Genomic DNA, 22,024 nt, shown 5'->3' on the forward strand with positions numbered 1-22,024 from the left:
GAAGCCGAGGCCTAGTTCTTGGCCACGTCCACCAGCTTGTTCTTGGCGATCCAGGGCATCATGGCGCGCAGGCGGCCGCCGACTTCCTCGATCTGGTGCTCGGCCGAGCGGCGACGGGTCGCCTTGAAGCTCGGCTGGCCGACCTGGTTCTCCAGCATGAAGTCGCGGACAAACTTGCCCGACTGGATGTCGTCCAGCACCCGCTTCATCTCGGCCTTCGTCTCGGCGGTGATGATGCGCGGGCCGGTGACGTATTCGCCGTACTCGGCCGTGTTGCTGATCGAGTAATTCATGTTGGCGATGCCGCCTTCGTACATGAGGTCGACGATCAGCTTCAGCTCGTGCAGGCACTCGAAATAGGCCATTTCCGGCGCGTAGCCGGCTTCCACCAGCACTTCGAAGCCGGCGCGGACCAGTTCGACCGTGCCGCCGCAGAGGACGGCCTGCTCGCCGAACAGGTCGGTTTCGCACTCTTCGCGGAAGTTGGTCTCGATGATGCCCGAGCGGCCGCCGCCGATGGCGCTGGCATAGGCCAGGCCCAGGTCGAGGGCGTTGCCGGTGGCGTTGTGGTGCACCGCGATCAGGCAGGGCACGCCGCCGCCCTTCTGGTACTCGCCGCGCACGGTGTGGCCCGGGCCCTTCGGGGCGACCATCAGCACGTCGATGGTGTCCTTGGGCTCGATCAGGCCGAAGTGGACGTTCAGGCCGTGGGCGAACAGCAGGGCCGCGCCGTCGCGGATGTTGGGCGCGATGTCGTTCTTGTAGATGGCGGCCTGGTGCTCGTCGGGCGCCAGGATCATCAGCAGGTCGGCCCAGGCGGCGGCTTCGGCCACGGTCATGACCTTCAGGCCTTCGCCTTCGGCCTTCTTGGCGGTCGGCGAGCCGGCGCGCAGGGCGACGGCGACGTTGGTCGCGCCCGAGTCCCGAAGGTTGAGGGCATGCGCGTGACCTTGCGAACCATAGCCTACGATCGCGATCTTCTTGTCCAGGATGCGGGCGAGGTCGGCGTCGCGATCATAATAGACGCGCATGTTTTTTCTCCAGGACTTGGTCAATATGGCCACCCCGCGCAACGGCGGAGCGACAAAGGCCGGGCGTTTGAGCGTTTTTTTGCCGTTTCGTCAAGGCGACGACGACAGAACGTTGTGGCCGGAAAGCCTCTGTGGCGACGTTTTAGACGCTGGAGCGTTTCCCCGCCATGGCCAGCCTCGAAGAAGCGCCCGAAGACGCCCCGCTTATTTCCCCCAGGCCCAGCGAGGACCGCGCCCTGCGGGTGCTGGTGGTCGCCGGCTCGCAGCGACGCCAGAACAGCTGTCCGGGCCTGGATTCCAAGGCCCGCGCCCTGATGCTGCGGATGGCCGCCCGCCTGCCCGCCGCGTGGCAGATCGACACCGAGGACCTGGGCAACCAGCACGGCAGGCCGAAGATCCAGGCCTGCAACGCCTGCGTCAGCTCGTCGATGGCGCTCTGCGTCTGGCCCTGCAACTGCTACGGCCCGCGCAGCGGCGCCCAGCCGGATCTGATGTGGGACCTGGACCTCTATGGCCGCCTGGCCCGGGCCGACGCCTGGGCCTTCATCGGTCCGACCAACTGGTATGGCCCCTCCACAAACTTCAAGCTGATGTTCGACCGCCTGGTCTGCGCGGCCGGCGGCAATCCGCGCCCCGACCTCATCGACAAGAAGGACACCCTGAAAGCCCAGGCCCTGGAGCGCTCGCCCCAGTGGCGGCGGCTGACCCGAAACCACCTGGAGGGCCGCACGGCGGCGTTCTTCACCTATTGCGACGGCGGGGCCAACGAGATGGGTGAGGACGGCAGGCCCCGGCTGGTCCGGCGCAAGGACTGGTTCGATCCGGGCCAGGAGCCCTACAAAGACGAGAGAATGGCCTATCAGGGCCTGGTCTGGCAGTGCCGCTACAGTGGGATCGAGGTTCCCGATCCGCTGTGGACCGCGGGCGTGTTTGGCGAGGGGCGGCCCTATGCCGACGATCAGGCCGACGACATGATGACCGAGACCGACCACCTCGCCGACTTCGACGCCTGGGTCGATCGCTTCATCACCCATGTGGCCCTGAAGGGGATCGTGGCGACCAAGGCCGACGAGCGGGCGGCGAAGTCGACGACGAACGTCTAGAGCAAGCCGCGCGATACAGGAATCGGGCAGCTTGCTCTAGATTTCTGTTTTCGCATCGCTTTTGCGGAAAACCGGCGTCCACTTTTCCGCGCGGTGCTCTAGGCGTTCGCCGTCTCGCGCCAAGGGAACAGCGCTCGCAGCGCCGGGGTGCGCAACCAGAGGCCGCCCCACATGAACAGGCCCAGATAGATCGAGAACAACTCGTGGCTGAACAGCGGGTTCTCGACTCGGATCTGGGTGGCCATCGCCCCGCCCAGCAGGCCGGTCATCAGAACCGCGCCCAGCACGGCCGTACGCGGGAACAGGTAGAGGACGACGAAGGTCAGCTCCATGAGTCCGATCATCAGAACGTAATCGGCCTTCCAGCCCAGGGCGGTCAGGGTGTCGGCCGCCACTGGCATGCCGGTCAGTTTCGGCAGGACGGACGCGCCCAGCATGAACAGGGCGAACAGGCCGGACAGGACGCGTCCTGTCCAGACCATGGGCGAAGCTTTCAACATCGTCTTTCCTTTCGAGGTCGCCATGCGGCGGAAGGCGCCGCGGCAGAGCCCCCAGGACGATCCTCCAGACCGACCGCCGACACGCTCCGTCGAAAAACCTCAGCACGGAAACCTTGGACTTGAGAGCGGCCCGGAAACGAAAAACCCCGGGCGGATCGAAATCCGCCCGGGGTCCATTCAGGACGAGGCCGATCTACCAGAACAGGTCGTAATAGACGCTCAGCACCTGGCCGCTCCAGACGTCGACCAGCACGGCGTCGTCGCCGACCCGCACCCATTCGCAGCCGATCGGCGGATAGGGCAGGCCGTAGCGCCAGGCGTCCAGATAGTAGGACGAACCGTACCAGCCGCCCGGCAGGTAGTCGCCGAACGCCCAATGCCGAACATAGAAGCCGCGCGGATAGCGGTAGGCCGGGACCCGGTAGCGCTGCACGGCGCGATACGAGGGCCGGTAGCGGCGCTGGTCGTAACGCGGGCGATCGTTGTCGCGGTCGCGCCACTGACCGTTGTGACCCGGACGGCCCCAGTCGGGACGGCCCTGGTCGCCACGTCCGGGACCCCGGTCCCAGCCGCCGTTGCGGTCGCCGCGATCGCCGCGGTCGCTCCAGTTCCGATCGCCACGGTTTTGGTCGTCGCGGTTCTGATCGCCACGATCCCAGCGGCCGTCGCGACCGTCCCGGCCTCGCCAGCCGTCCCGGTCGCCGCCTTCCCGCGGGTTGCGGGCCTGAGGCGCGGGCGGGGCTTGCTGCGGCTGCGGGGGCTGCTGAGCCTCGGGCGCCGGCCGGCCGCCGCCGTTCCAGTCGGGACGGCCGCCGCGATCGCCACGGTCCTCGCGCGACGGGCGCCAGCCGCCGCCTTCCCGCGGATTGCGGGCCTGAGGCGCGGGCTGGGCTTGCTGGGGCTGCTGTTGTTGCTGACGCCAGCCGCCGCCCTCGTCGCCGCGGCCGCCGTCCCGGCTGGCGCCGCGTTCGCCCCGACGATCCGGGCGATCCTGCCCGGCCCCGGCGGCTTCCGCCGCGACGCCGCCCATCAGGGACAGGATCATCGCGGCCGTAATCAGACGTTTCATGTCTTTCCAAGTGCTCCAGGGGGCCCTTGCGCTGGCCCCGTCGCTCATCCCTTGTATGGAAGTGTCGGCCTTGCTCCATGAACCGCGTTTGAACGACGCCGCCCATCCCAGATTGTCTGAAAAGGGGATCCGCCATGACCGCCAAACCGCAGGATGTGCTGGGCTTCTGGACCGCCGCCGGCCCCGACAAGTGGTTCGCCAAATCCGACGCCTTCGACGACGCCATCCGCCTGAAGTTCGAGCCCGTCCACCTGGCCGCCGCGCGAGGCAAGTACGACGCCTGGGCGGCTGAAGCCGACGGCGCCCTGGCCCTGGTGATCCTGCTGGACCAGTTTCCTCGCAACCTCTACCGCGACAGCGGCCACGCCTTCGCCACCGACGGCAAGGCCCGCGCCGTCGCCGCCGCCGCGGTGGCGGCCGGCCACGACAAGGCCGTCGCCCCCGAATTGCGGCCGTTCTTCTACCTGCCCTACGAGCACTCCGAATCCCTGGCCGACCAGGAAACCAGCATCGCCCTGTTCGAGGGGCTGCTGAAGGACACCGGCGACGCCGACAGCCTGAAATGGGCCATCGCCCACCGCGACATCATCGCCCGCTTTGGCCGCTTTCCCCACCGAAACAAGGCCCTGGGCCGAAGCACGACCGCGGCCGAGCAGGCCTTCCTGGATCAAGGCGGCTTCGCCGGCTGACGCGAGCTTGGCCGCGCCCTCCGCGCAAGCTAAGGTTGGCGCTCGCAGTCAGGGATTACTGGAGCACATCATGAAACCGTTATCGGGCCTGCTCACGGCCGGCCTCACGCTGTCGATCCTCGCGCCGAGCGCGGCCCTGGCCCAGGCCAAGCCGAGCAACGCCCAGAAGCTCCAGACCCAGGCGGTCGCCGAGATCCCCCACTGCGCCCGCAAGCTGGGCACCCTGTCGATCATGGACGGCGACGATCCGCGCGGCTGGATGCAGTACAATCTGGCTTCGCCGCAGAAGCTGCTGAAGGCCATGGTCCAGAAGTCGGGCTGCTTCAACCTGGTCGACCGCGGCGCGGGGCTCAACGCGGCGCAGATCGAGCGCAACATCGGCGGCAATCTGGGCCTGCAGCGCGGCTCCAACGTCGGCCAGGGCCAGGTCAAGGCCGCCGACTACGTGCTGGTGGCCGAGGTCCAGGCCAGCGACAGCAACGCCGGCGGCGGCGCGGTGGCCGGCGCCATCGGCGGCTTGATCGGCGGTCGCGTCGGCGGCCTGGTCGGCGGCATCAAGACCAAGAAGCTGGAAGCCAACACCGTGCTGTCCCTGACCAATGTGCGCACCACCGAGACGGTGGCCGTGCAGGAGGGCTATGCGGCCAAGAACGACATCGGCTGGGGCGCGGGCGGCGGCTGGGGCTTCGGCGGCGCCGTCGGCGGCGGCTACGAGGACACCGAGATCGGCCGGATCATCACCCTGTCGTTCATCAACAGCTACACCAAGCTGGTCACGGACCTCGGCCTGCTGTCGGCGACGACCACGGCCGCGGCGGACGCGCCGTCCAAGACCTTCGTGGCGACCCGCGTGACCAACATGCGCGCTACCGCGGCGGCCGGCGGCAAGCTGATCCGCGCCCTCCCCGCCGGCGCCATCGTCTATCCGACCGGAACCAAGAACGGCCTGTGGTGGGAAGTGGCCGACGAGAACGACAATGTCGGCTGGGTGCTGAACACCGGCCTGGAGCCGGCGAAGTAGGCCCGCGACAGATCCACGACCAGACGCCCCGCCCGAGACCTCGAGCGGGGCGTTTTTGTGATTGGCCAGCGCGGCGATTCGCGTAGGACAATGACGTCATGAACGCCGTCGCGCCCATCCATGCCGATCCCGCCGCCGCCGACCATCCCGAGCGGCAGTACCTGAACCTGCTGGCCGACATCCTGGACAACGGCGTCCAGCGCGGCGACCGCACGGGCACCGGCACGCTGGGCGTGTTCGGCCGGCAGATCCGCTTCGACCTGTCGAAGGGCTTCCCGGTCCTGACCACCAAGAAGCTGCACCTGCGCTCGATCATCGTCGAGCTGCTGTGGTTCCTGCGCGGCGAGACCAACGTGAAGTACTTGCAGGACAACGGCTGCAGGATCTGGGACGAATGGGCCGACGGGAACGGCGACCTGGGGCCGGTCTACGGCAAGCAGTGGCGCTCGTGGGCCGCGCCGAACGGCCAGTCCATCGACCAGATCGCCAACCTGATCGAGGGCCTGAAGACCAATCCCAACAGCCGCCGCCACATCGTCAGCGCCTGGAACCCGGCCGATGTCGAGGACATGGCCCTGCCGCCCTGCCACTGCCTGTTCCAGTTCTTCGTGGCGGATGGAAAGCTCAGCTGCCAGCTCTACCAGCGCAGCGCCGACGTCTTCCTGGGCGTGCCGTTCAACATCGCCTCCTACGCCCTGCTGACCATGATGGTCGCCCAGGTGGTGGGGCTGAAGCCGGGCGAGTTCGTCCACACCTTCGGCGACGCGCACCTCTATCTGAACCATCTGGACCAGGCCCGCGAACAGCTTCGGCGCGAGCCCAAACCGTTCCCCACCCTGAAGATGGCCGACAAGCGCGACCTGTTCGCCTTCGCGTACGAGGACTTCCAGCTGGAAGGCTACGAGGCTCACCCGCACATCAAGGCGGCGGTCGCGGTTTGACCTGGGCCACCGACCGGCTCGACCAGATCAAGAGCGGCGACACCGCCCTCCCGCCCGTCGTCCAGACTCTGAAACTCGGCGGCCTGGACGACTGGAGCGAAGGCTGGGTGCGCAAGACCTGGACCCCGGCCCCGGAGCTGCTCAACAGCGACGGCTCGCTGTTCGGTGGCTATGTCGCCGCCCTGGCCGACCAGATCCTGGCCTTCGCGGCCATGACCGTGGCACCCGCCGATGCGATGTTCCGCACCAGCAACCTGAAGGTCGACTTCATCCGGGTCGGTAAGGCCGAGATCCTCGCGATCGCGGGCCGGGTGGTCGCCCGGACCAAGGGCGTGATCCATGTCGAGGCCGACTCCGCCGGCCCGACGGCGAACTGATCGCCCGCGCCGGCGCCCAGCAAATCATCGTCCCCTTCGGCGGCTGAACCGTCAGCCGCCATCGCAAATCCGACAGAGCGGTGGCCGCGGCGCCCGACGCAGGGTAAACTTGTCCCATGCCCGTTATCCTGACCGTCGGCCCAGTGGCTCGCTCCCTCAACGGCGTCATCGGCCGCGACAACGACCTGCCATGGCGGCTGAAGTCCGACCTGGCGATCTTCAAGGCCTGCACGATGGGCAAGCCCGTGATCATGGGGCGCAAGACTTGGGACAGCCTGCCGCGCAAGCCGCTGCCGGGGCGGATGAACATCGTGCTGTCGCGCGACGGCTCGTTCGAGCCGCCCCAGGCCGTGGTCTGCGAAAGTTTCCTGGAGGCCGTGCAGATGGCCAAGGAACAGGCGGCCGAGGACGGGGTCGACGAGGTCTGCGTGATCGGCGGCCGGGCCCTGTTCGAGACCGCCCTGCCCAAGGCCAGGCGACTGTACCTGACCGAGGTCCAGACCGAGGTTTCGGGCGACGTCAGCTTCCCCGCCTTCGACGAGGCGGCCTGGACCGAGGTGCGCCGCGAGGAACATCCCGCCGGTCCCGACGACGACCACGCCTTCGTCTTCCGTGTCCTGGAGCGTCGATGATGACCGCCCGTTCCCGCGCCCTGACCGGCCTGCTCTGCGCCCTTGCCCTCTGCGTCGGCATGGCCGGCGCCGCCGAGGCCGATATCGGCCTGGGCCAGGGCGACAGCCTGGCGCGGGCGGCGGCCACCGACGTGGTGGTGTTCAACGTCGTCAAGGTGCGACCGCTGGACGGCGGCGAGGTGGCCAGCTGCCGGGTGTTCGGTCGAGCGATCCGGGCCGAGCGCGGCAAACGCTTCAGGCCTCGCCAGTCGGTGCGCCTGGTCGTCCCCTGCGCGACCCAGGGCGCGGACGCCTCCGACGCCACACCCAAGTGGGTGGACCGCGAGGCCCTGGTGCGCTCGGCCCACGGCCGCGCCTTCCTGGGCAGCGATGGCGGGCTGATCGCGTATGAGCTCTATGACCTGAACTGAGGCGGGTCGCGTCCTGCGGGGCTTGCCTGCGAACGCGCTTGCTCCGTCATTCAAACGATCGTTTACTCCCGACATGCGCCCGCTAGCGGCGCCATGCCGGGAGAGACGCATGGAGCTGGAACTCGTCGCCGAGGGCCTGCAATTCCCCGAGGGGCCGATCGCCATGGTCGACGGCTCGGTGATCCTTGTCGAGATCCAGGGCCAGGTTCTGACCCGGGTGCATCCCGATGGGCGCAAGGAGACGGTGGCCCAGGTCCCGGGCGGGCCCAATGGCGCGGCCATCGGCCCGGATGGGGCGATCTATGTCACCAACAACGGCGGCAGCTTCCAGTTCGTCGACATGGGCGGCCTCAACGTACCCGGCCCCACACCGCCCAGCCACCGGGGCGGCTCGATCCAGCGGGTCGATCCCGCCACGGGCGCGGTGACCACGCTCTATACCGAATGCGACGGCAAGCCGCTGGTGGGCCCCAACGACCTGGTCTTCGACCGGCGGGGCGGCTTCTGGTTCACCGACCACGGCTGCAGCACGCCCGACGGCCGCAAGCACGGCGCACTTTACTACGCCCTGCCCGACGGGTCGAAGATCACCCGCTGGCGCGACCACCTGATCTCGCCCAACGGCGTGGGCCTGTCGCCCGACGAGAAGACCGTCTACATGGCCGACACCCTGCTGGGCCGGCTATGGTCGTTCGAGGTAGCCGAGCCCGGCGTGCTGGCCGATCCCGCGCCGCTGCAGCCGGGAAACGTGGTCTGCAACCTGCCGGGCTACCAGCTGCTGGACAGCCTGGCGGTCGAGGCCGACGGCAGGGTCTGCGTGGCCACCATCATCAACGGCGGCGTCACCGCGTTCTCGCCCGACGGGACGACCGAGCACTTCGCCGTGCCCGACGCGATCGTGACCAACATCTGCTTTGGCGGAACCGACATGCAGGACGCCTGGATCACGGCTTCGGGGACAGGAAGGCTTTACAAGGCCCGCTGGCCGCGACCGGGGCTGCGACTGAACTTCAACGGCTGACGGCCCGGCCCTGACAAGCAAAAAGGCCCCGGATCGCTCCGGGGCCTTTCCGATCGTCTTCGACGGGTCGACGCTTACGAAGCGTAGAATTCGACGACGAGGTTCGGTTCCATCTTCACCGGATACGGCACCTCGGCCAGTTCCGGGGCGCGGACGAAGGTGGCCGACAGGCCCTTGGCGTCCACGGTGATGTAGTCGCAGAAGTCGCGCTCCGACGAAGCGACGGCTTCCAGCACCAGGGCCATGTTGCGCGACTTTTCGCGGACGGTGATCACGTCGCCGGCCTTGCAGCGGTAGGACGCGATGTTCACGCGCTTGCCGTTCACCTGCACGTGGCCGTGGTTCACGAACTGGCGGGCGGCGAACACGGTCGGCACGAACTTGGCGCGGTAGACGATGGCGTCCAGGCGCGACTCAAGCAGGCCGATCAGGTTTTCCGAGGTGTTGCCCTTGCGGCGGGCGGCTTCCTCGTAGGTGCGCGAGAATTGCTTCTCGGTCAGGTTGCCGTAGTAGCCCTTCAGCTTCTGCTTGGCGCGCAGCTGCAGGCCGAAGTCCGAAACCTTCTGCTTGCGGCGCTGACCGTGCTGGCCGGGGCCGTAGGACCGCTGGTTCACCGGCGACTTGGGCCGGCCCCAGAGGTTTTCGCCCATGCGGCGATCGATCTTGTACTTGGCGCTATGGCGCTTGGACATAAGTCACTCTTTTTCGTCGATCCGGGCCGGCTCCCCCAAAAGGGGTGCGATCTCAACGGCGGCTTCGGGTCATTCCGTCATGCGTTTTTCGCGCCGTCCGGCAAGCCGGCGGCGAGAAGGGGCGGTTTATGGCGGAGGGGCGGCGGGGAGTCAACGGATTGGTCCCGCACGCCGACGGATAAATCCCGCGCCGCGATGTATGACGATTTAACTTCACCGTTTACAATCGTCTTACATCAAGCCAAGCTCCACCCATGGTCGCGCTGAACACGCCCTTGAGCGTCAGGCTCTCCGAGGAGGACTCGCTGTTCCTGGCCCAGCTTGAGCTGGAGGGGGCGGTGACGTCCAGCGATAAGGTGCGCGGCCTGATCCGGCTGGCCCGCCAGCGCGCCCAGGCGCCCGAGACCTTCGCCGGGGCCCTCGGCGCCAGCCACGACATCATGGCCCCGGCGGTCCGCGCCGTGCGTCAGGCCGAGGACGCCACCGACCGCCGCTCCGGCGTCGTCGTCGGCCTGCTGACCACGATCGAGGAATTCCTGGCCCTGGCCCTGGCCACGCCCGGCGAGATGGCCGGGGCGGACGCCAACCGCATGGAGCGCCACGAGGCGCGCCTGGCCGACTGCGCCGCCCGCATGACCGAGCAGATGCTGCGCTGGGCGGTCACGCCCTCGGCCCCCGCCTACGACCCCGGCGTCGTCGCTCGGCGCCTGGCCGCGCTGGGCGACCTGATGAGCCTGGTCACCCAAGCCTCGGCCGCCCGGCCGACCACCACCTCTTGAGAAGCCCCATGCCCGAGTCCCTCCGCGTCCGCGTCGGCCGCATCGTCGCCGGAAGCGCCCACGCCATCGTCGACGCCCTCGAAAGCGCCCTGCCCGACACCCTGGGGCATCAGGCCCTGCGCGAGCTGGACGAGGCGATCGACGAGGTCCGCGCCGAGCTGGGCAAGACCATCGCCGCCCGCCACCTGGCCGCCAAGCGCCTGGCCGAGCAGAGCAGCCGCCACGACGAGCTCTCGGCCCAGGTCGAACTGGCGCTGTCGCAAGACCGCGAGGACCTGGTCCGCGCCGCCCTCGAGCACCAGCTGGACATCGAGGCCCAGATCCCGGTGCTGGAGACCGCCGTCGGCGACGCCGCCGCACGCGAGGCCGAACTGGAAGGCTATCTGGCCGCCCTGCAAGCCACGCGCCGCGAGATGAGCGAGGACCTGCAGAACGCAGCCGCCGTCCGCGCCAGCGCCCCGGCCAAGCCGGCCCAGCCCGACCGCGGCGCCAAGCTGTCGGAACTGGACAAACTGGCCCGCCGCCATCGCGTCGAGGAACGCCTGGCGGCTCTGCGCGCGGCCCGAGCCGCCGAGGCGGATTGACACCCATGCTGGCCTTCCTGACCTCGGGCGACAACGTGCCGTTCCTGGCGGCGCTGGTGCTGATGCTGCTGATCGGCCTGGTCGAGGCCGTCGGCCTGGGCGGCGGCGCGCTGCTGGGCGATGGACTCGATCACGCCCCCGATGGCCCGCACGTCGACGGCGATTTCGATCATCCCTCGCTGCTGAGCTGGCTGAACGTCGGCCGGCTGCCGCTGCTGATGCTGATCGTCGTCTTCCTGTTCAGCTTCGGCCTGGTCGGGCTGATCCTGCAGCAGGTGATCGCCGGGATCTTCGGCAAGCCTGGGCCCTGGTGGCTGGCCGCGCCGGCGGCGATGGCGGCCGCCCTGCCCTTCACGCGCCTGTTCGGTCGTGTCGTGGCCAGGATACTGCCCCAAGACGAAACCACCGCCGTCTCCCGCGAGACCCTGGTCGGCCGCTGGGCGACCATCGTCACCGGCAAGGCCCAGGTCGGCTCCGCCGCCCAGGCCCGGGTTCGCGACGCCCACGGCCAGACCCACTACGTGATGATCGAGCCCGACGACGCCGGCGAGGTGTTCGAGGAAGGCTCCCAGGTCATCATCGTGCGCCACGCCGGCGCGCGCTTCTTCGCCATCCAGAACACCAGCGCATCCCTGCGCGATCTTTGAATTTGTCCGGTACCTAGGGGGTAATCATGAACATGCCTGCTCTGATCGAGATCGCCGTCATCGCCGGCGGCAGCCTTCTCGCCCTGCTGATCCTGGGACTGATCCTGGCCCGCCTCTACAAGCGCGCCTCCAAGGAAACTTCCTTCGTCCGCACTGGTTTCGGCGGCGAGAAGGTGGTGATGAACGGCGGCGCGCTGATCTTGCCGGTGTTCCACGAGACCATTCCGGTGAACATGAACACCCTGCGCCTGGCCGTGGAGCGGAAGAACGATCAGGCCCTGATCACCAAGGACCGCATGCGGGTCGACGTGCTGGCCGAGTTCTACGTGCGGGTCCAGCCCAGCGCCGACGCCATCGCCAGCGCCGCCCAGACCCTGGGCCAGCGCACCATGCATCCCGAACAGCTGAAAGACCTGGTCGAGGGCAAGTTCGTCGACGCCCTGCGCTCGGTGGCCGCCGAACTGACCATGACCGAGCTGCACGAGCAGCGCACCCACTTCGTCCAGAAGGTGCAGCAGGTCTCCAGCGAAGACCTGCTGAAGAACGGCCTGGAACTTGAGACGGTGTCGCTGACCGGCCTTGACCAGACCGCCATGGAATATTTCAACCCGTCGAACGCCTTCGACGCCGAGGGCCTGACGCGGCTGACCGAGGAGATCGAGCTGCGCAAGAAGCTGCGCAACGACATCGAGCAGGACACCCAGGTGCAGATCCGCACCAAGAACCTGGAGGCCCAGCGCCGCACGCTGGAGATCAGCCGCGACGAGGAGTACGCCAAGCTCGAGCAGGAGCGCGAGCTGGCCATCCGCCGCGCCGAACAGGCCGCCGAGGTGTCGCGCCAGGAAGCCGAAAAGTCGCGGGAAGCCGAGGGCGCAAAGATCTCCGCCCAGCAGCAGATCGAGACCGCCAAGATCGAATCCGACCGGGCCCTGGCCCAGCAGCGTATTGCCATGGAGCAGGAGCTGGGCGAGCGGGAAATCGCCAAGGCGCGGGCGGTCGACACCCAGAACATCGAAAAGGCCAAGGCCATCGAGCTGTCGGAACAGGACCGCGCCATCGCCGTGGCCGAAAAGTCCCGCGCCCAGTCCGAAGCCCAGGCCGAAGCCGACAAGGCCCTGGCCATCGCGGTCGCCGCCGAGGAGCAGGTCAAGACCGTTCGCGAACGCGAGGCGGCCGACCGCCAGAAGATCATCGAGCTGATCGAGGCGACCAAGGAGGCCGAGCGCGAGGCCATCGCCGTCAAGGTCGCCGCCGAGGCCCAGAAGACCGCCGCCGCCGACCAGGCCGAGGCGCTGCGCGAGGAAGCCAAGGGCGCGGCCGACAAGACCCGCATCGAGGCCGAGGCCGCCGCCGAGGCGGTCCGCGTCGCCGCCGAGGCCGCCCGGGTGCGCTACGCCGTCGACGCGGCCGGCAACAAGTCGCTGAACGAGGCCGCCAACCTGCTGTCAGCCGACCAGGTGGCCATGGCCATCCGCCTCAAGCTGATCGAGAACCTCGACAAGATCATCGCCGAGTCCGTCAAGCCGCTGCAGGCCATCGACTCCATCCGCATCGTGCAGATGGACGGCATGAACGGCGTGGCCGCCAATGACGCCGGCGGCGGTTCGAATGGCGGCAACCTGGCCGACCAGGTGGTCAACGGCGCCCTGCGCTACCGCGCCCAGGCCCCGCTGCTGGACCAGCTGATGGCCGAGGTCGGCCTGTCGGGCGGCGACGTCCACGGCCTGACCGCCGCACTGCGCGAGCCCGTGGCGACATCGGGCGAAGCGGCCCCGGCCGCCGTCGAGACCCTAGCCGCTCCCAAGAGCCGTAAGGCCAAGTCGATCCCCGCCGCCGTCGAGCCGATCGAGATCGTGGCGGACAAGGCAGAGGATGCGGATGACGCAGAAGCCTAGGCCTCCGTTCCAGGACTGAAATGCGGACGCCCCCGTCACCTCGTGGCGGGGGCGTTCTGTTTGCCCCTTGTGGGAAGAACGGGAATTTAGAGCCTCGCCGCGTGCCAGGCCACGTGCTCGCCGATGAAGGTGGCGATGAAGAAGTAGCTGTGGTCGTAGCCCTCCTGGCGGCGCACCGTGACCTTGCGGCCGGCCTTGGCGGCGGCGGCTTCGATCAGTTCTGGCTTCAGCTGGCTGTCCAGGAAGCTGTCGGCCAGGCCCTGGTCGATCAGGATGTCGTCGAAGGCCTCGCCCGCCCCGTCCTCGATCAGGGCGGTGGCGTCGTGGGCCCGCCAGGCGCTGCGGTCCTCGCCCAGATAGGCGGTCATCGCCTTGTCGCCCCATGGGCAGTTCAGCGGCGAGACGATCGGCGAAAAGGCGCTGACCGACTTGAACAGATTCGGATTGCGCAGGGCGATCGTCAGCGCCCCGTGGCCGCCCATCGAATGGCCGAAGATCCCCCGCCGGGCCGGGTCCAGCGGGAAGGCGCCGTCGACAGCCTCCAGCAGGTCCTGGGTGACATAGGAATACATCTTGAAGTGCGGCGCCCACGGCGCCTGGTTGGCGTCGACATAGAACCCCGCCCCCTGCCCCAGGTCATAGGCTGGATCGTCGGCGACGCCCTCTCCGCGCGGCGAGGTGTCGGGCGCGACGATGGCGATTCCGTGCCGGGCCGCGTGCGCATAGACGCCCGACTTGGTGGTGAAGTTGTCCTCGGTGCAGGTCAGGCCCGACAGCCAGATGAGGTAGGGGAACGGCCCCTCGCCCCCTTGGCTATCTTTGGCCGGGGTCCAGACCGTGAACTTCATCGGCGTGCCGGTGCTGGCGCTGTCATGCCGGCAGTAGCGCAGCGTCCCGCCCTGGGTGCGATGGGTGGTCAGGGTTTCGACGGTCATGGGACTAGAACGTCACCACCGTCCGGATGCTCTCGCCCCGGTGCATCAGGTCGAACGCCTCGTTGATGCGCTCCAGCGGCAGGACGTGGGTGATCATCGGGTCGATCTGAATCTTGCCGTCCATGTACCAGTCGACGATCTTGGGCGTGTCGGTGCGGCCGCGGGCGCCGCCGAAGGCCGTGCCGCGCCAGACCCGGCCGGTGACCAGCTGGAACGGCCGGGTGGCGATCTCCTTGCCGGCCTCGGCCACGCCGATGATGATGCTCTCGCCCCAGCCGCGATGGCAGGCCTCCAGCGCCTGGCGCATGACCGTGGTGTTGCCGGTGGCGTCGAAGGTGTAGTCCGCCCCGCCGTCCGTCAGGGCCACCAGGTGGGCGACCAGATCGCCGTCGATGGTCTTGGGATTGACGAAATGGGTCATGCCGAACTTGCGGCCCCACTCTTCACGGTCCGGATTGAGGTCGACTCCGACGATCATGTTGGCGCCGACCAGCTTCAGCCCCTGTATGACGTTCAGGCCGATGCCGCCCAGGCCGAACACCACCGCGTTGGCGCCCGGCTCCACCTTGGCGGTGTTGGTCACCGCGCCGACGCCCGTGGTCACGCCGCAGCCGCAGTAGCAGGCGGTCTTGAACGGCGCGTCCTTGCGGATGCGGGCCACGGCGATCTCGGGCAACACCGTATAGTTCGAGAAGGTCGAGCAGCCCATGTAGTGGTGGATCGTCTGCCCCTTGTACGAGAAGCGGCTGGTGCCGTCGGGCATCAGCCCCTTGCCCTGGGTGGCGCGGATCGCCGTGCAGAGGTTGGTCTTGCCCGACAGGCAGCTTTTGCACTGGCGGCATTCGGGCGTGTAGAGCGGGATCACGTGGTCGCCGACCGCCAGGCTGGTGACGCCCGGCCCGACCTCGACCACCACGCCCGCGCCCTCGTGGCCCAGGATCGAGGGGAACAGGCCCTCGCTGTCCAGCCCGTCCAGCGTGTAGGCGTCGGTATGGCAGACGCCGGTGGCCTTGATCTCGATCAGCACCTCGCCCGCCTTGGGGCCCTCCAGGTCGACCTCGACGATCTCCAGCGGCTTCTTGGCCTCGAAGGCGACGGCGGCGCGGGTTTTCATCGGTCAGGTCTCCGGAAGGGCGAGTCGGCGGACTTTGCCTTCGCGCCGGGACCGGGTCGAGCCCCTGGATCGCCATCCTCTCGACTTGGTCGGGAGATGGCGATCCCTTCCGGACCTCAGAACGTGAACCGCGCGCCCCCGCCGACCACCAGTCCCTTGCCCTCGGACCGGCCGCGCAGCGACAGGTTCATAGGAAAGGCCGTGCCGTCGTACAGCACCTGGTCGCTGTGGATCGCGCTGTCCTTCAGCTTGATGTAGGCGGCGCTGAGATCCAGGTGCATGCCCGGCTTGGGCGTCACGGTCGTGCCGACGCTGTAGAGCTTGCGGTCGCCGTCCGGCACGCGCGGGTCGCGATAGAGGTCGTTGGTCGGGGTCGGGTCCTTCTGCGCCCCGGCCCGCACGGTCAGCCAGTCGGTGACGGCGAAGTCCGCCCCCAGCGCCACATTGGTGGTGTCCTTGTAGAACTCCTTGACGGTGATCGACTTGGGCAGCAGCGCGCCCGGTAGGAGTTGGCCCGCGCCCTTCAGATCGACGCGAACATTGTCGAAGTCACTCCAACCGAAACGCTGGACCTGGGCGTGCAGGGCCAGGCGGCGCATCGGGCGCACGGTGACGCCGCCGGTGGCGATCCACGGCAGGTCGAAATTGGTCGTGGCCTCCTGCTTGCTGGTGACCAGGGCGAACGGACCCTGGAAGCCGTAGATGGTCACGTCGCCGTCCAGGTGATGCTTGTAGCCCGAGCGGTAGCTGGCGCCGACGGTCACGGTCTTGGCCGGACGCACCTGGGCCCCGGCGTTCCAGCCGAAGCGGGTGTTCGATCCCTTGACCTCGATCTTGCCGTCCGGGAACGGCGCGGTCAGGTCGGGGCCCATCTGGCTGAAGGTGGCGTCGAAATAGTCGACGTTGCCGCCGCCGCCGATCGTGAGCCAGCGGTTGACCCGCATCGAGACGGCCGTCTGCAGGTTGATGTTCAGGAACCGCGACTTGATGGCGCCGTAGCGCACCCAGCTGTCGCCGTCATAGGTGGTGATGGCGTTGAACGGGGCGTTGATCCCCAGGCCCACGGAGAGGCGGTCGGTCACCGGCATGGCGAAGGCGAAGTTGGGGACGATCGACTTGGGGATCGGGTTCTTGGCCACCGGATTGCCGCCCACCGGCTGCGGCGGCAGCAGGGCGATGTTGGGCAGGCTGTTCAGCGTGGGGATCAGCACCCCATTGGTCAGGCCGGGCAGCACGCCGCTGAGCAGGCCGGTGACGCCGTTCGGCAGCCCCGGGATCGGCGTTCCCAGCGCCGAGGGGACGTTCAGGGTCGGCCGCTGCAGGGTCGAGCCCTCGTCGGTCACCTCGCCGATGACGAAGACGCCGAACGCGCCGTTATAGACTTCCTTGCCCTCCAGCCGGCCGATGGCCGCCGGGTTCCAGAACATCGACTCGGCCCCGGTGTCGGTGACCTCGCCCGAATAGGCCCGCCCCGCGCCCTTGACCGACTGTTCCTGGATGTAGAAGGCGCCGGCCGCCGCGCTTGAGGCGCAGGCCAGCACGTAGCCGGCCGCGCCCATGGCGAGCCATGCCCTGAAACCCTTGATCACGATGTCCTCCCTGCGGTCTGTTTCCCCCCAAGCCGCAGGGGGCCAACGTGACCGGAAGGGTTTGGTTCCGCTTAGTTTTCCGAGCCCGTTTCGCCTTCCGTTACGGAAGTTTCGGCGGTTTTCCGGGCCTTTTGCTCGGCCAGCTTGGCCAGGACCCGGCCCCGCCCCCTCGACAGCGCCGTGACTACGCCGCGGAAGGTGCGCACCTCCTGCTCGGTCAGGCGGGCCCGGGCCAGCGGGGCGCGCAGGTTGCGGACCATCGACGGCTTCTTCTCCGGCGGATGGTAGAAGCCGGCCTTCTCCAGTTCGTCCTCCAGCTGGCCGTACAGGCCCAGAAGGCTGGACTGGTCGGCGGGCTCGGCGACGTTGTACTCGAACTTGGACCACGGCCGGTCGTCGACCGTCATCTTCCACTCGTAGGCGTTGATCGACACGGCCTGGGCCAGGTTCAGCGACCGGAAGCGCTCGTCGATCGGGATCGAGACGATGGCCTGGCACAGGGCGATGTCGTCGGTCTCCAGCCCCGCCCGTTCGCCGCCGAACAGCAGGCCCACCGCCCGGCCCTGGGCGACGTCGGCCGACAGGTGGGCGGCGGCCTCGCGTGGCGTGTAGACCGGCAGGCGGGTCTCGCGCGGGCGGGCGGTGGTGGCGAAGACCAGCTTCAGGTCGGCGATGGCCTCTTCCAGCGTGCCGAACACCTTGGCGTCGTCCAGCGGCCAGTTTGCGCCCGAAGCGCTGGCCCAGGCGCGCTCCTGGGGCCAGCCGTCACGCGGCTTGACCAGGCGCAGGTCCGACAGGCCGAAATTGGCCATCACGCGCGCCACCGCGCCGATGTTCTCCGCCAGTTGCGGCTGGTTCAGGATGACGCAGGGCGGGGCGTTCTGGGAGCTCATCGTCCCCCTTTGCCGCCGGACCGCCGCGCGGTGCAAGTCCCATGATGGAGTTCGTGCGTCGGGCGATGTGCCGCTGGCGGGACGACCGAGGCCTAGCCCGCCGCGCTAAGCTCGGCCGCCCCGCGCCCTATCCGCGCCCGCGCCAGGGCTTCCAGCAGCTGGGCCGGACGCACCGGCTTGGCCAGGTGGAGGTCGGCGCCCGCCGCCCTGGCGGCCAAGATGTGCTCCTCCATGGCGTTGGCGGTCAGCATGACCAGCAGCACCGGCGGAGCGCCGGCGGCGGCTTCGCGCTCGCGGATCAGGCGGGTGGCGGTCAGGCCATCCATGACGGGCATCTGCATGTCCATCAGGATCGCGTCGAAGGCTCCGGGCGCGAAGGCGTCCAGCGCCGCTTGGCCGTCCGCGACCATGGTCAGGTCCACGTCGAACGGCTGGAGGATGATCTCGACCACCTTCTGGTTGGTGGGATGGTCTTCGGCGACCAGAACCCGCAAGCCTTCGAGCGAGATCTCTTCCTCGGCGTCGGGCGCGGCGTCCTCGACGGCCCGGATGCGGGTCAGGGGCAGGTCGACTCGGAAGGTCGCCCCGCGGCCCACCACGGCGCGCGCGTCGATGCGGCCGCCCATCATCTCGGCCAGGGCGGCGCAGATCGACAGGCCCAGGCCCGAGCCGCCGAACTGGCGGGTGATCGACTGGTCGGCCTGGACGAAGCGCTTGAACAACCGCCGGCGCACCGTGTCGTCAAAGCCGACGCCGGTGTCGCTGACGATGAAACTCAGGCCCTCGGCCCCGCTTTCGACGCTCAGCGCCACCTCGCCGATGGCGGTGAACTTCACGGCGTTGGCCAGCAGGTTGTTGAGGATCTGGCTGATCCGCCCCGCGTCGCCCAGATAGCTGCCCGCCAGGCCGGGCTGGATCGACCAGCGGAAATTCAGGTCCTTGGCCTGAGCCGACGCCCGATGGAGTTCGGCGACGCCGCTCACCAGGGTGGCCAGGTCGAACGGGGCGGGGGTCAGGTGGAACTGGCCCGCCTCGATCTTGGAGACATCGAGGATGTCGCTGAGCACCTGCTCCAGCAGCCGGCCGGACGACGTGACCAGGGCGGCCAGCTCGCGGCGGCGCTCGGGATCGGCCTCGTCGGCCAGCCGGTCGCCGATGGCGATGACCCCGTTCAGCGGGGTGCGCAGCTCGTGGGACATGTTGGCCAGGAACACCGACTTGGCCTGGTTGGCGTGCTCCAGCTCGGCCGTGCGCTCGGCGACCCGCTCCTCCAGCGAGCGCAGCAGTTCGATATTGCCGTCGCGCTGGTCGCGCAGGGTCCGGGCCAGGGCGCCGATCTCGTCGGCGCGGTGCTCGATGGGCTCGGCCTCGACGACATTGCCCGTGCGGTGCGCTTCGGCCAGCACCCGCAGCGGCCGCTCGACGGTCAGGCGCATCACCCGGTAGAGCAGCGCCACCTGGATGATCACGCCCAGCACGCCGAACAGCAGCACCCAGGAGGCCGTCTTGACCGCCGACCACACCAGGTCGCCGGACGGGAAGCTCATCAGGAAATACCAGTCGGGCTCCTTGAGCCGGCCGTAGGCGATCACCCGGTCGCGGTTTCGGATGGCGCCCGCGTCCGCGCCCAGCGCGCGGATCTGGCTGACGACGTCGGCGACGCCCTCCTTGGCCTGGGCGCGCACCAGGGCCTGGGCGTCGACGACGCCGTTCTTGGCCAGCCCCGGCGCGGCGATCAGCTCGCCGTCCGACGAAACGATCATGTTGCGCCCGCCCGGCAGGGCGTCCTCGACGGCCCGCAGCAGGTAGGAGTCCAGAGACAGGCTGGTGCCCCACGCCCCCAGCTGCTGGCCGTGATAGTCGAAGGGCGTCATGCAGGCCGAGTTCAGCCCCCGGCCGCTGGGGTCCGACAGCAGCTTGCGCAGCTTGGTGCACTTCATCACCCGCTCGCTGTTCTGCGCGGGCAGGGTCAGCAAGGTCATTTCCTCGCCGCTGACGTCGAAGGTCGGCGGGGCCTTGTGGCGGTAGTAGGTCAGCCGGTCCGGACGCCGGGGCCCGAACATCACCAGCCGGGTGTCCGGGGTAAAGAAGTAGAAGTTGTCGTAGCGGTTCAGTTCGGCCTCGCCGGTGTGCGACACCACCTGGGTCGCCGCGAGGAACAGAGCCTTCTGCGCGGGGGTCAGCTTGTCGGCCCTCCGCAGGTAGCCGCCGACGCCGTAGGTATAGTCGCCGTCGACCATCCCGCCGTCATAGAGGGTGTCGGCCGTGCGGCGGGTGCCGTCGCCGCGCTTGGGGAACTGGGCGTCGAACTCGCGCTCCACCGTGCGGGGATCCATCGCCTGCAGTCGGCGCGCCAGGGAGTCGGACGCGGCCTCGTGCACCTTGACCAGGTCGGAAAACAGCCGGTCCTCGGTCTTGACGCGCTCGGCGACGTACTCGGTCAGGTGACGCATCTGGGCGTCGGTGGCCGCTTGCTGCACGAAAACGAAGGTCACCGCCGTCGCCACGCCCGTCACGGCGATGGACAGGATGGCGACAATGGCCAGCAGCCGCCGCGCGAGCGGCGAAGTAACGTCGGCTATGGCGGCCCGCTTCTTCACGCCTGGTTCGTACCCCAAGAAGCCTCAACAAGGATTTACACGCAGATCAAACACTTAGCGCGCGGAAAGGGCTTCATCGCCGGTTCGAGGCGACCTCGGCTTTCCCCCCGGCTCGCAACAGTCTATAGGCACGCCGTCCGCGCCGCTCCTTGGCCCTGTGCGCCAAAGAGTCACAGGCGCGCCACCGCGAGAGGAAAGACCCCGCAATGGCCAAGATCAAAGTCGCCAACCCCGTCGTCGACATGGACGGCGATGAAATGACCCGGATCATCTGGAAGCTCATCAAGGATAAGCTGATCTTCCCGTACCTGGACCTGGAGCTCGACTATTACGACCTCAGCGTCGAGAACCGCGACGCCACCAACGACCAGGTCACGATCGACGCGGCCGAGGCGACCAAGAAGCACGGCGTGGCCGTCAAGTGCGCCACGATCACCCCCGACGAGCAGCGCGTCACCGAATTCAATCTGAAGAAGATGTGGAAGTCGCCGAACGGCACGATCCGCAACATCCTGGGCGGCGTGATCTTCCGCGAGCCGATCATCTGCCAGAACGTGCCGCGCCTGGTGCCGGGCTGGACTCAGCCGATCATCGTCGGCCGCCACGCGTTCGGCGACCAGTACAAGGCCACCGACTTCCTGTTCCCGGGCAAGGGCACGCTGTCGATCAAGTTCGTCGGCGAAGACGGCCAGACCATCGAGCACGAAGTGTTCAAGAGCCCGTCGGCCGGCGTGGCCATGGGCATGTACAACCTCGACGAGTCGATCCGCGACTTCGCCCACGCCTCGTTCGCCTACGGCCTGAACCGCAAGTATCCGGTCTACCTGTCGACCAAGAACACGATCCTCAAGGCCTATGACGGCCGCTTCAAGGACATCTTCCAGGAAATCTACGACGCTCACTACGCCGAGCAGTTCAAGGCCCTGGGCATTCATTACGAGCACCGCCTGATCGACGACATGGTGGCCTCGGCCCTGAAGTGGTCGGGCGGGTATGTCTGGGCCTGCAAGAACTATGACGGCGACGTGCAGTCCGACATCGTCGCCCAGGGCTTCGGCTCGCTGGGCCTGATGACTTCGGTGCTGATGACCCCGGACGGCAAGACGGTGGAAGCCGAGGCCGCCCACGGCACCGTCACCCGCCACTACCGCCAGCACCAGAAGGGCGAGTCGACCTCGACCAACTCGATCGCCTCGATCTTCGCCTGGACCCGCGGCCTGGCCCACCGCGCCAAGCTGGACGACAACCAGGAGCTCGCCAACTTCGCCCACACCCTGGAGAAGGTCTGCGTCGACACCGTCGAAAGCGGTTTCATGACCAAGGACCTGGCCCTGCTGGTCGGCGACAAGCAGTCCTGGCTGACCACCGAGGGCTTCCTCGACAAGATCGACGAGAACCTGAAGAAGGCCATGGCCGCCGCCTAGGCTCCACGGCGAACGGCTCTCGCGACGCCTCCCCCGCAAGGGGGAGGCGTTTTCGTTTCAGGCTCTCGCCAAGGGCGC

The 22,024-nt window shown here is 68.3% G+C and carries 22 protein-coding genes; 13 read left to right on the forward strand and 9 right to left on the reverse strand.

Annotated elements, in window-relative coordinates; translation table 11 throughout:
* Positions 1-11: 11 nt before the first annotated feature.
* The gene (gene ilvC, locus EV278_RS05925) at positions 12-1,031 is read right to left on the reverse strand and encodes a ketol-acid reductoisomerase (RefSeq protein ID WP_035070870.1); all 1,020 of its coding nucleotides are present in this window, start codon (positions 1,029-1,031) and stop codon (positions 12-14) included.
* 167 nt (positions 1,032-1,198) lie between these two features.
* Here ilvC and EV278_RS05930 point away from each other — a divergent pair, with 167 nt between their 5' ends.
* Complete coding sequence (locus EV278_RS05930) at positions 1,199-2,134, forward strand: NAD(P)H-dependent oxidoreductase (protein ID WP_132087985.1); 936 nt, start codon at positions 1,199-1,201, stop codon at positions 2,132-2,134.
* Between the two features lie 98 nt (positions 2,135-2,232).
* On the opposite strand, the gene EV278_RS05935 is transcribed toward EV278_RS05930, so the two are convergent.
* Complete coding sequence (locus tag EV278_RS05935) at positions 2,233-2,634, reverse strand: DoxX family protein (protein ID WP_165916538.1); 402 nt, start codon at positions 2,632-2,634, stop codon at positions 2,233-2,235.
* A 193-nt stretch (positions 2,635-2,827) separates the two neighbouring features.
* Positions 2,828-3,703, reverse strand: a complete 876-nt coding sequence (locus EV278_RS05940) for an RcnB family protein (RefSeq protein ID WP_132087988.1) — start codon at positions 3,701-3,703, stop codon at positions 2,828-2,830.
* Positions 3,704-3,837: 134 nt separating this feature from the next.
* On the opposite strand from EV278_RS05940, the gene EV278_RS05945 reads away from it, so the two are divergent.
* The 7 genes from EV278_RS05945 to EV278_RS05975 all read left to right on the forward strand — a co-directional run bounded on the left by EV278_RS05945 (position 3,838) and on the right by EV278_RS05975 (position 8,794).
* The gene (locus EV278_RS05945; protein WP_132087991.1) at positions 3,838-4,392 is read left to right on the forward strand and encodes a DUF924 family protein; all 555 of its coding nucleotides are present in this window, start codon (positions 3,838-3,840) and stop codon (positions 4,390-4,392) included.
* Between the two features lie 70 nt (positions 4,393-4,462).
* Positions 4,463-5,413, forward strand: a complete 951-nt coding sequence (locus tag EV278_RS05950; protein WP_132087994.1) for a CsgG/HfaB family protein — start codon at positions 4,463-4,465, stop codon at positions 5,411-5,413.
* A gap of 98 nt (positions 5,414-5,511) precedes the next feature.
* Positions 5,512-6,354, forward strand: a complete 843-nt coding sequence (locus EV278_RS05955; RefSeq protein ID WP_132087997.1) for a thymidylate synthase — start codon at positions 5,512-5,514, stop codon at positions 6,352-6,354.
* A complete protein-coding gene (locus EV278_RS05960) occupies positions 6,351-6,731 on the forward strand; it encodes a PaaI family thioesterase (RefSeq protein WP_243692102.1) in 381 nt (126 codons plus the stop codon). Before EV278_RS05955 ends, EV278_RS05960 begins: the two co-directional genes overlap by 4 nt.
* A 116-nt stretch (positions 6,732-6,847) precedes the next feature.
* The gene (locus EV278_RS05965) at positions 6,848-7,363 is read left to right on the forward strand and encodes a dihydrofolate reductase (RefSeq protein WP_132088000.1); all 516 of its coding nucleotides are present in this window, start codon (positions 6,848-6,850) and stop codon (positions 7,361-7,363) included.
* Positions 7,363-7,773, forward strand: a complete 411-nt coding sequence (locus EV278_RS05970) for a hypothetical protein (RefSeq protein WP_132088003.1) — start codon at positions 7,363-7,365, stop codon at positions 7,771-7,773. The genes EV278_RS05965 and EV278_RS05970 overlap by 1 nt, the downstream gene beginning before the upstream one ends.
* Positions 7,774-7,882: 109 nt before the next feature.
* Positions 7,883-8,794, forward strand: a complete 912-nt coding sequence (locus EV278_RS05975) for an SMP-30/gluconolactonase/LRE family protein (RefSeq protein ID WP_132088006.1) — start codon at positions 7,883-7,885, stop codon at positions 8,792-8,794.
* A 74-nt stretch (positions 8,795-8,868) separates the two neighbouring features.
* Here the strand turns inward: EV278_RS05975 and rpsD are convergent, their stop codons facing one another.
* Positions 8,869-9,486, reverse strand: coding sequence for a 30S ribosomal protein S4 (gene rpsD / locus EV278_RS05980; RefSeq protein WP_132088009.1), 618 nt, complete (start codon positions 9,484-9,486; stop codon positions 8,869-8,871).
* Positions 9,487-9,740: 254 nt separating this feature from the next.
* On the opposite strand from rpsD, the gene EV278_RS05985 reads away from it, so the two are divergent.
* From EV278_RS05985 to EV278_RS06000, 4 genes are read left to right on the forward strand one after another with little or no spacing between them, the layout of a single operon-like run.
* Positions 9,741-10,265: a hypothetical protein gene (locus EV278_RS05985; RefSeq protein ID WP_132088012.1), complete on the forward strand. Its 525-nt coding sequence runs from the start codon at positions 9,741-9,743 to the stop codon at positions 10,263-10,265.
* 8 nt (positions 10,266-10,273) lie between these two features.
* On the forward strand, positions 10,274-10,849 hold the full coding sequence (locus EV278_RS05990; RefSeq protein WP_132088015.1) for a PspA/IM30 family protein: 576 nt from the start codon (positions 10,274-10,276) through the stop codon (positions 10,847-10,849).
* A 5-nt stretch (positions 10,850-10,854) separates the two neighbouring features.
* A complete protein-coding gene (locus tag EV278_RS05995) occupies positions 10,855-11,496 on the forward strand; it encodes a YqiJ family protein (protein ID WP_132088018.1) in 642 nt (213 codons plus the stop codon).
* Between the two features lie 26 nt (positions 11,497-11,522).
* Positions 11,523-13,391, forward strand: a complete 1,869-nt coding sequence (locus tag EV278_RS06000) for a flotillin domain-containing protein (RefSeq protein WP_132088021.1) — start codon at positions 11,523-11,525, stop codon at positions 13,389-13,391.
* A gap of 86 nt (positions 13,392-13,477) precedes the next feature.
* Here EV278_RS06000 and fghA read toward each other — a convergent pair whose 3' ends face one another.
* From fghA to EV278_RS06025, 5 genes are all read right to left on the reverse strand, one after another.
* Positions 13,478-14,326, reverse strand: coding sequence for an S-formylglutathione hydrolase (fghA, locus tag EV278_RS06005; RefSeq protein WP_132088024.1), 849 nt, complete (start codon positions 14,324-14,326; stop codon positions 13,478-13,480).
* Between the two features lie 4 nt (positions 14,327-14,330).
* Positions 14,331-15,440, reverse strand: coding sequence for an S-(hydroxymethyl)glutathione dehydrogenase/class III alcohol dehydrogenase (locus EV278_RS06010; RefSeq protein WP_132088027.1), 1,110 nt, complete (start codon positions 15,438-15,440; stop codon positions 14,331-14,333).
* Between the two features lie 116 nt (positions 15,441-15,556).
* Positions 15,557-17,029 carry an outer membrane protein transport protein gene (locus tag EV278_RS06015; RefSeq protein WP_132088030.1) on the reverse strand — a complete coding sequence of 491 codons (1,473 nt, stop codon included), beginning with the start codon at positions 17,027-17,029 and terminating at the stop codon, positions 15,557-15,559.
* A gap of 71 nt (positions 17,030-17,100) precedes the next feature.
* The gene (locus EV278_RS06020; RefSeq protein ID WP_132088033.1) at positions 17,101-17,922 is read right to left on the reverse strand and encodes an RNA methyltransferase; all 822 of its coding nucleotides are present in this window, start codon (positions 17,920-17,922) and stop codon (positions 17,101-17,103) included.
* 92 nt (positions 17,923-18,014) lie between these two features.
* A complete protein-coding gene (locus EV278_RS06025; protein WP_132088036.1) occupies positions 18,015-20,522 on the reverse strand; it encodes an ATP-binding protein in 2,508 nt (835 codons plus the stop codon).
* 206 nt (positions 20,523-20,728) lie between these two features.
* Here EV278_RS06025 and EV278_RS06030 point away from each other — a divergent pair, with 206 nt between their 5' ends.
* Entirely contained in the window at positions 20,729-21,946 is a 1,218-nt protein-coding gene (locus tag EV278_RS06030; RefSeq protein ID WP_132088039.1) for an NADP-dependent isocitrate dehydrogenase, read from the forward strand.
* Positions 21,947-22,024 lie beyond the last annotated feature (78 nt).

This window comes from Caulobacter sp. BK020 (assembly GCF_004342605.1).
GTDB lineage: Bacteria > Pseudomonadota > Alphaproteobacteria > Caulobacterales > Caulobacteraceae > Caulobacter.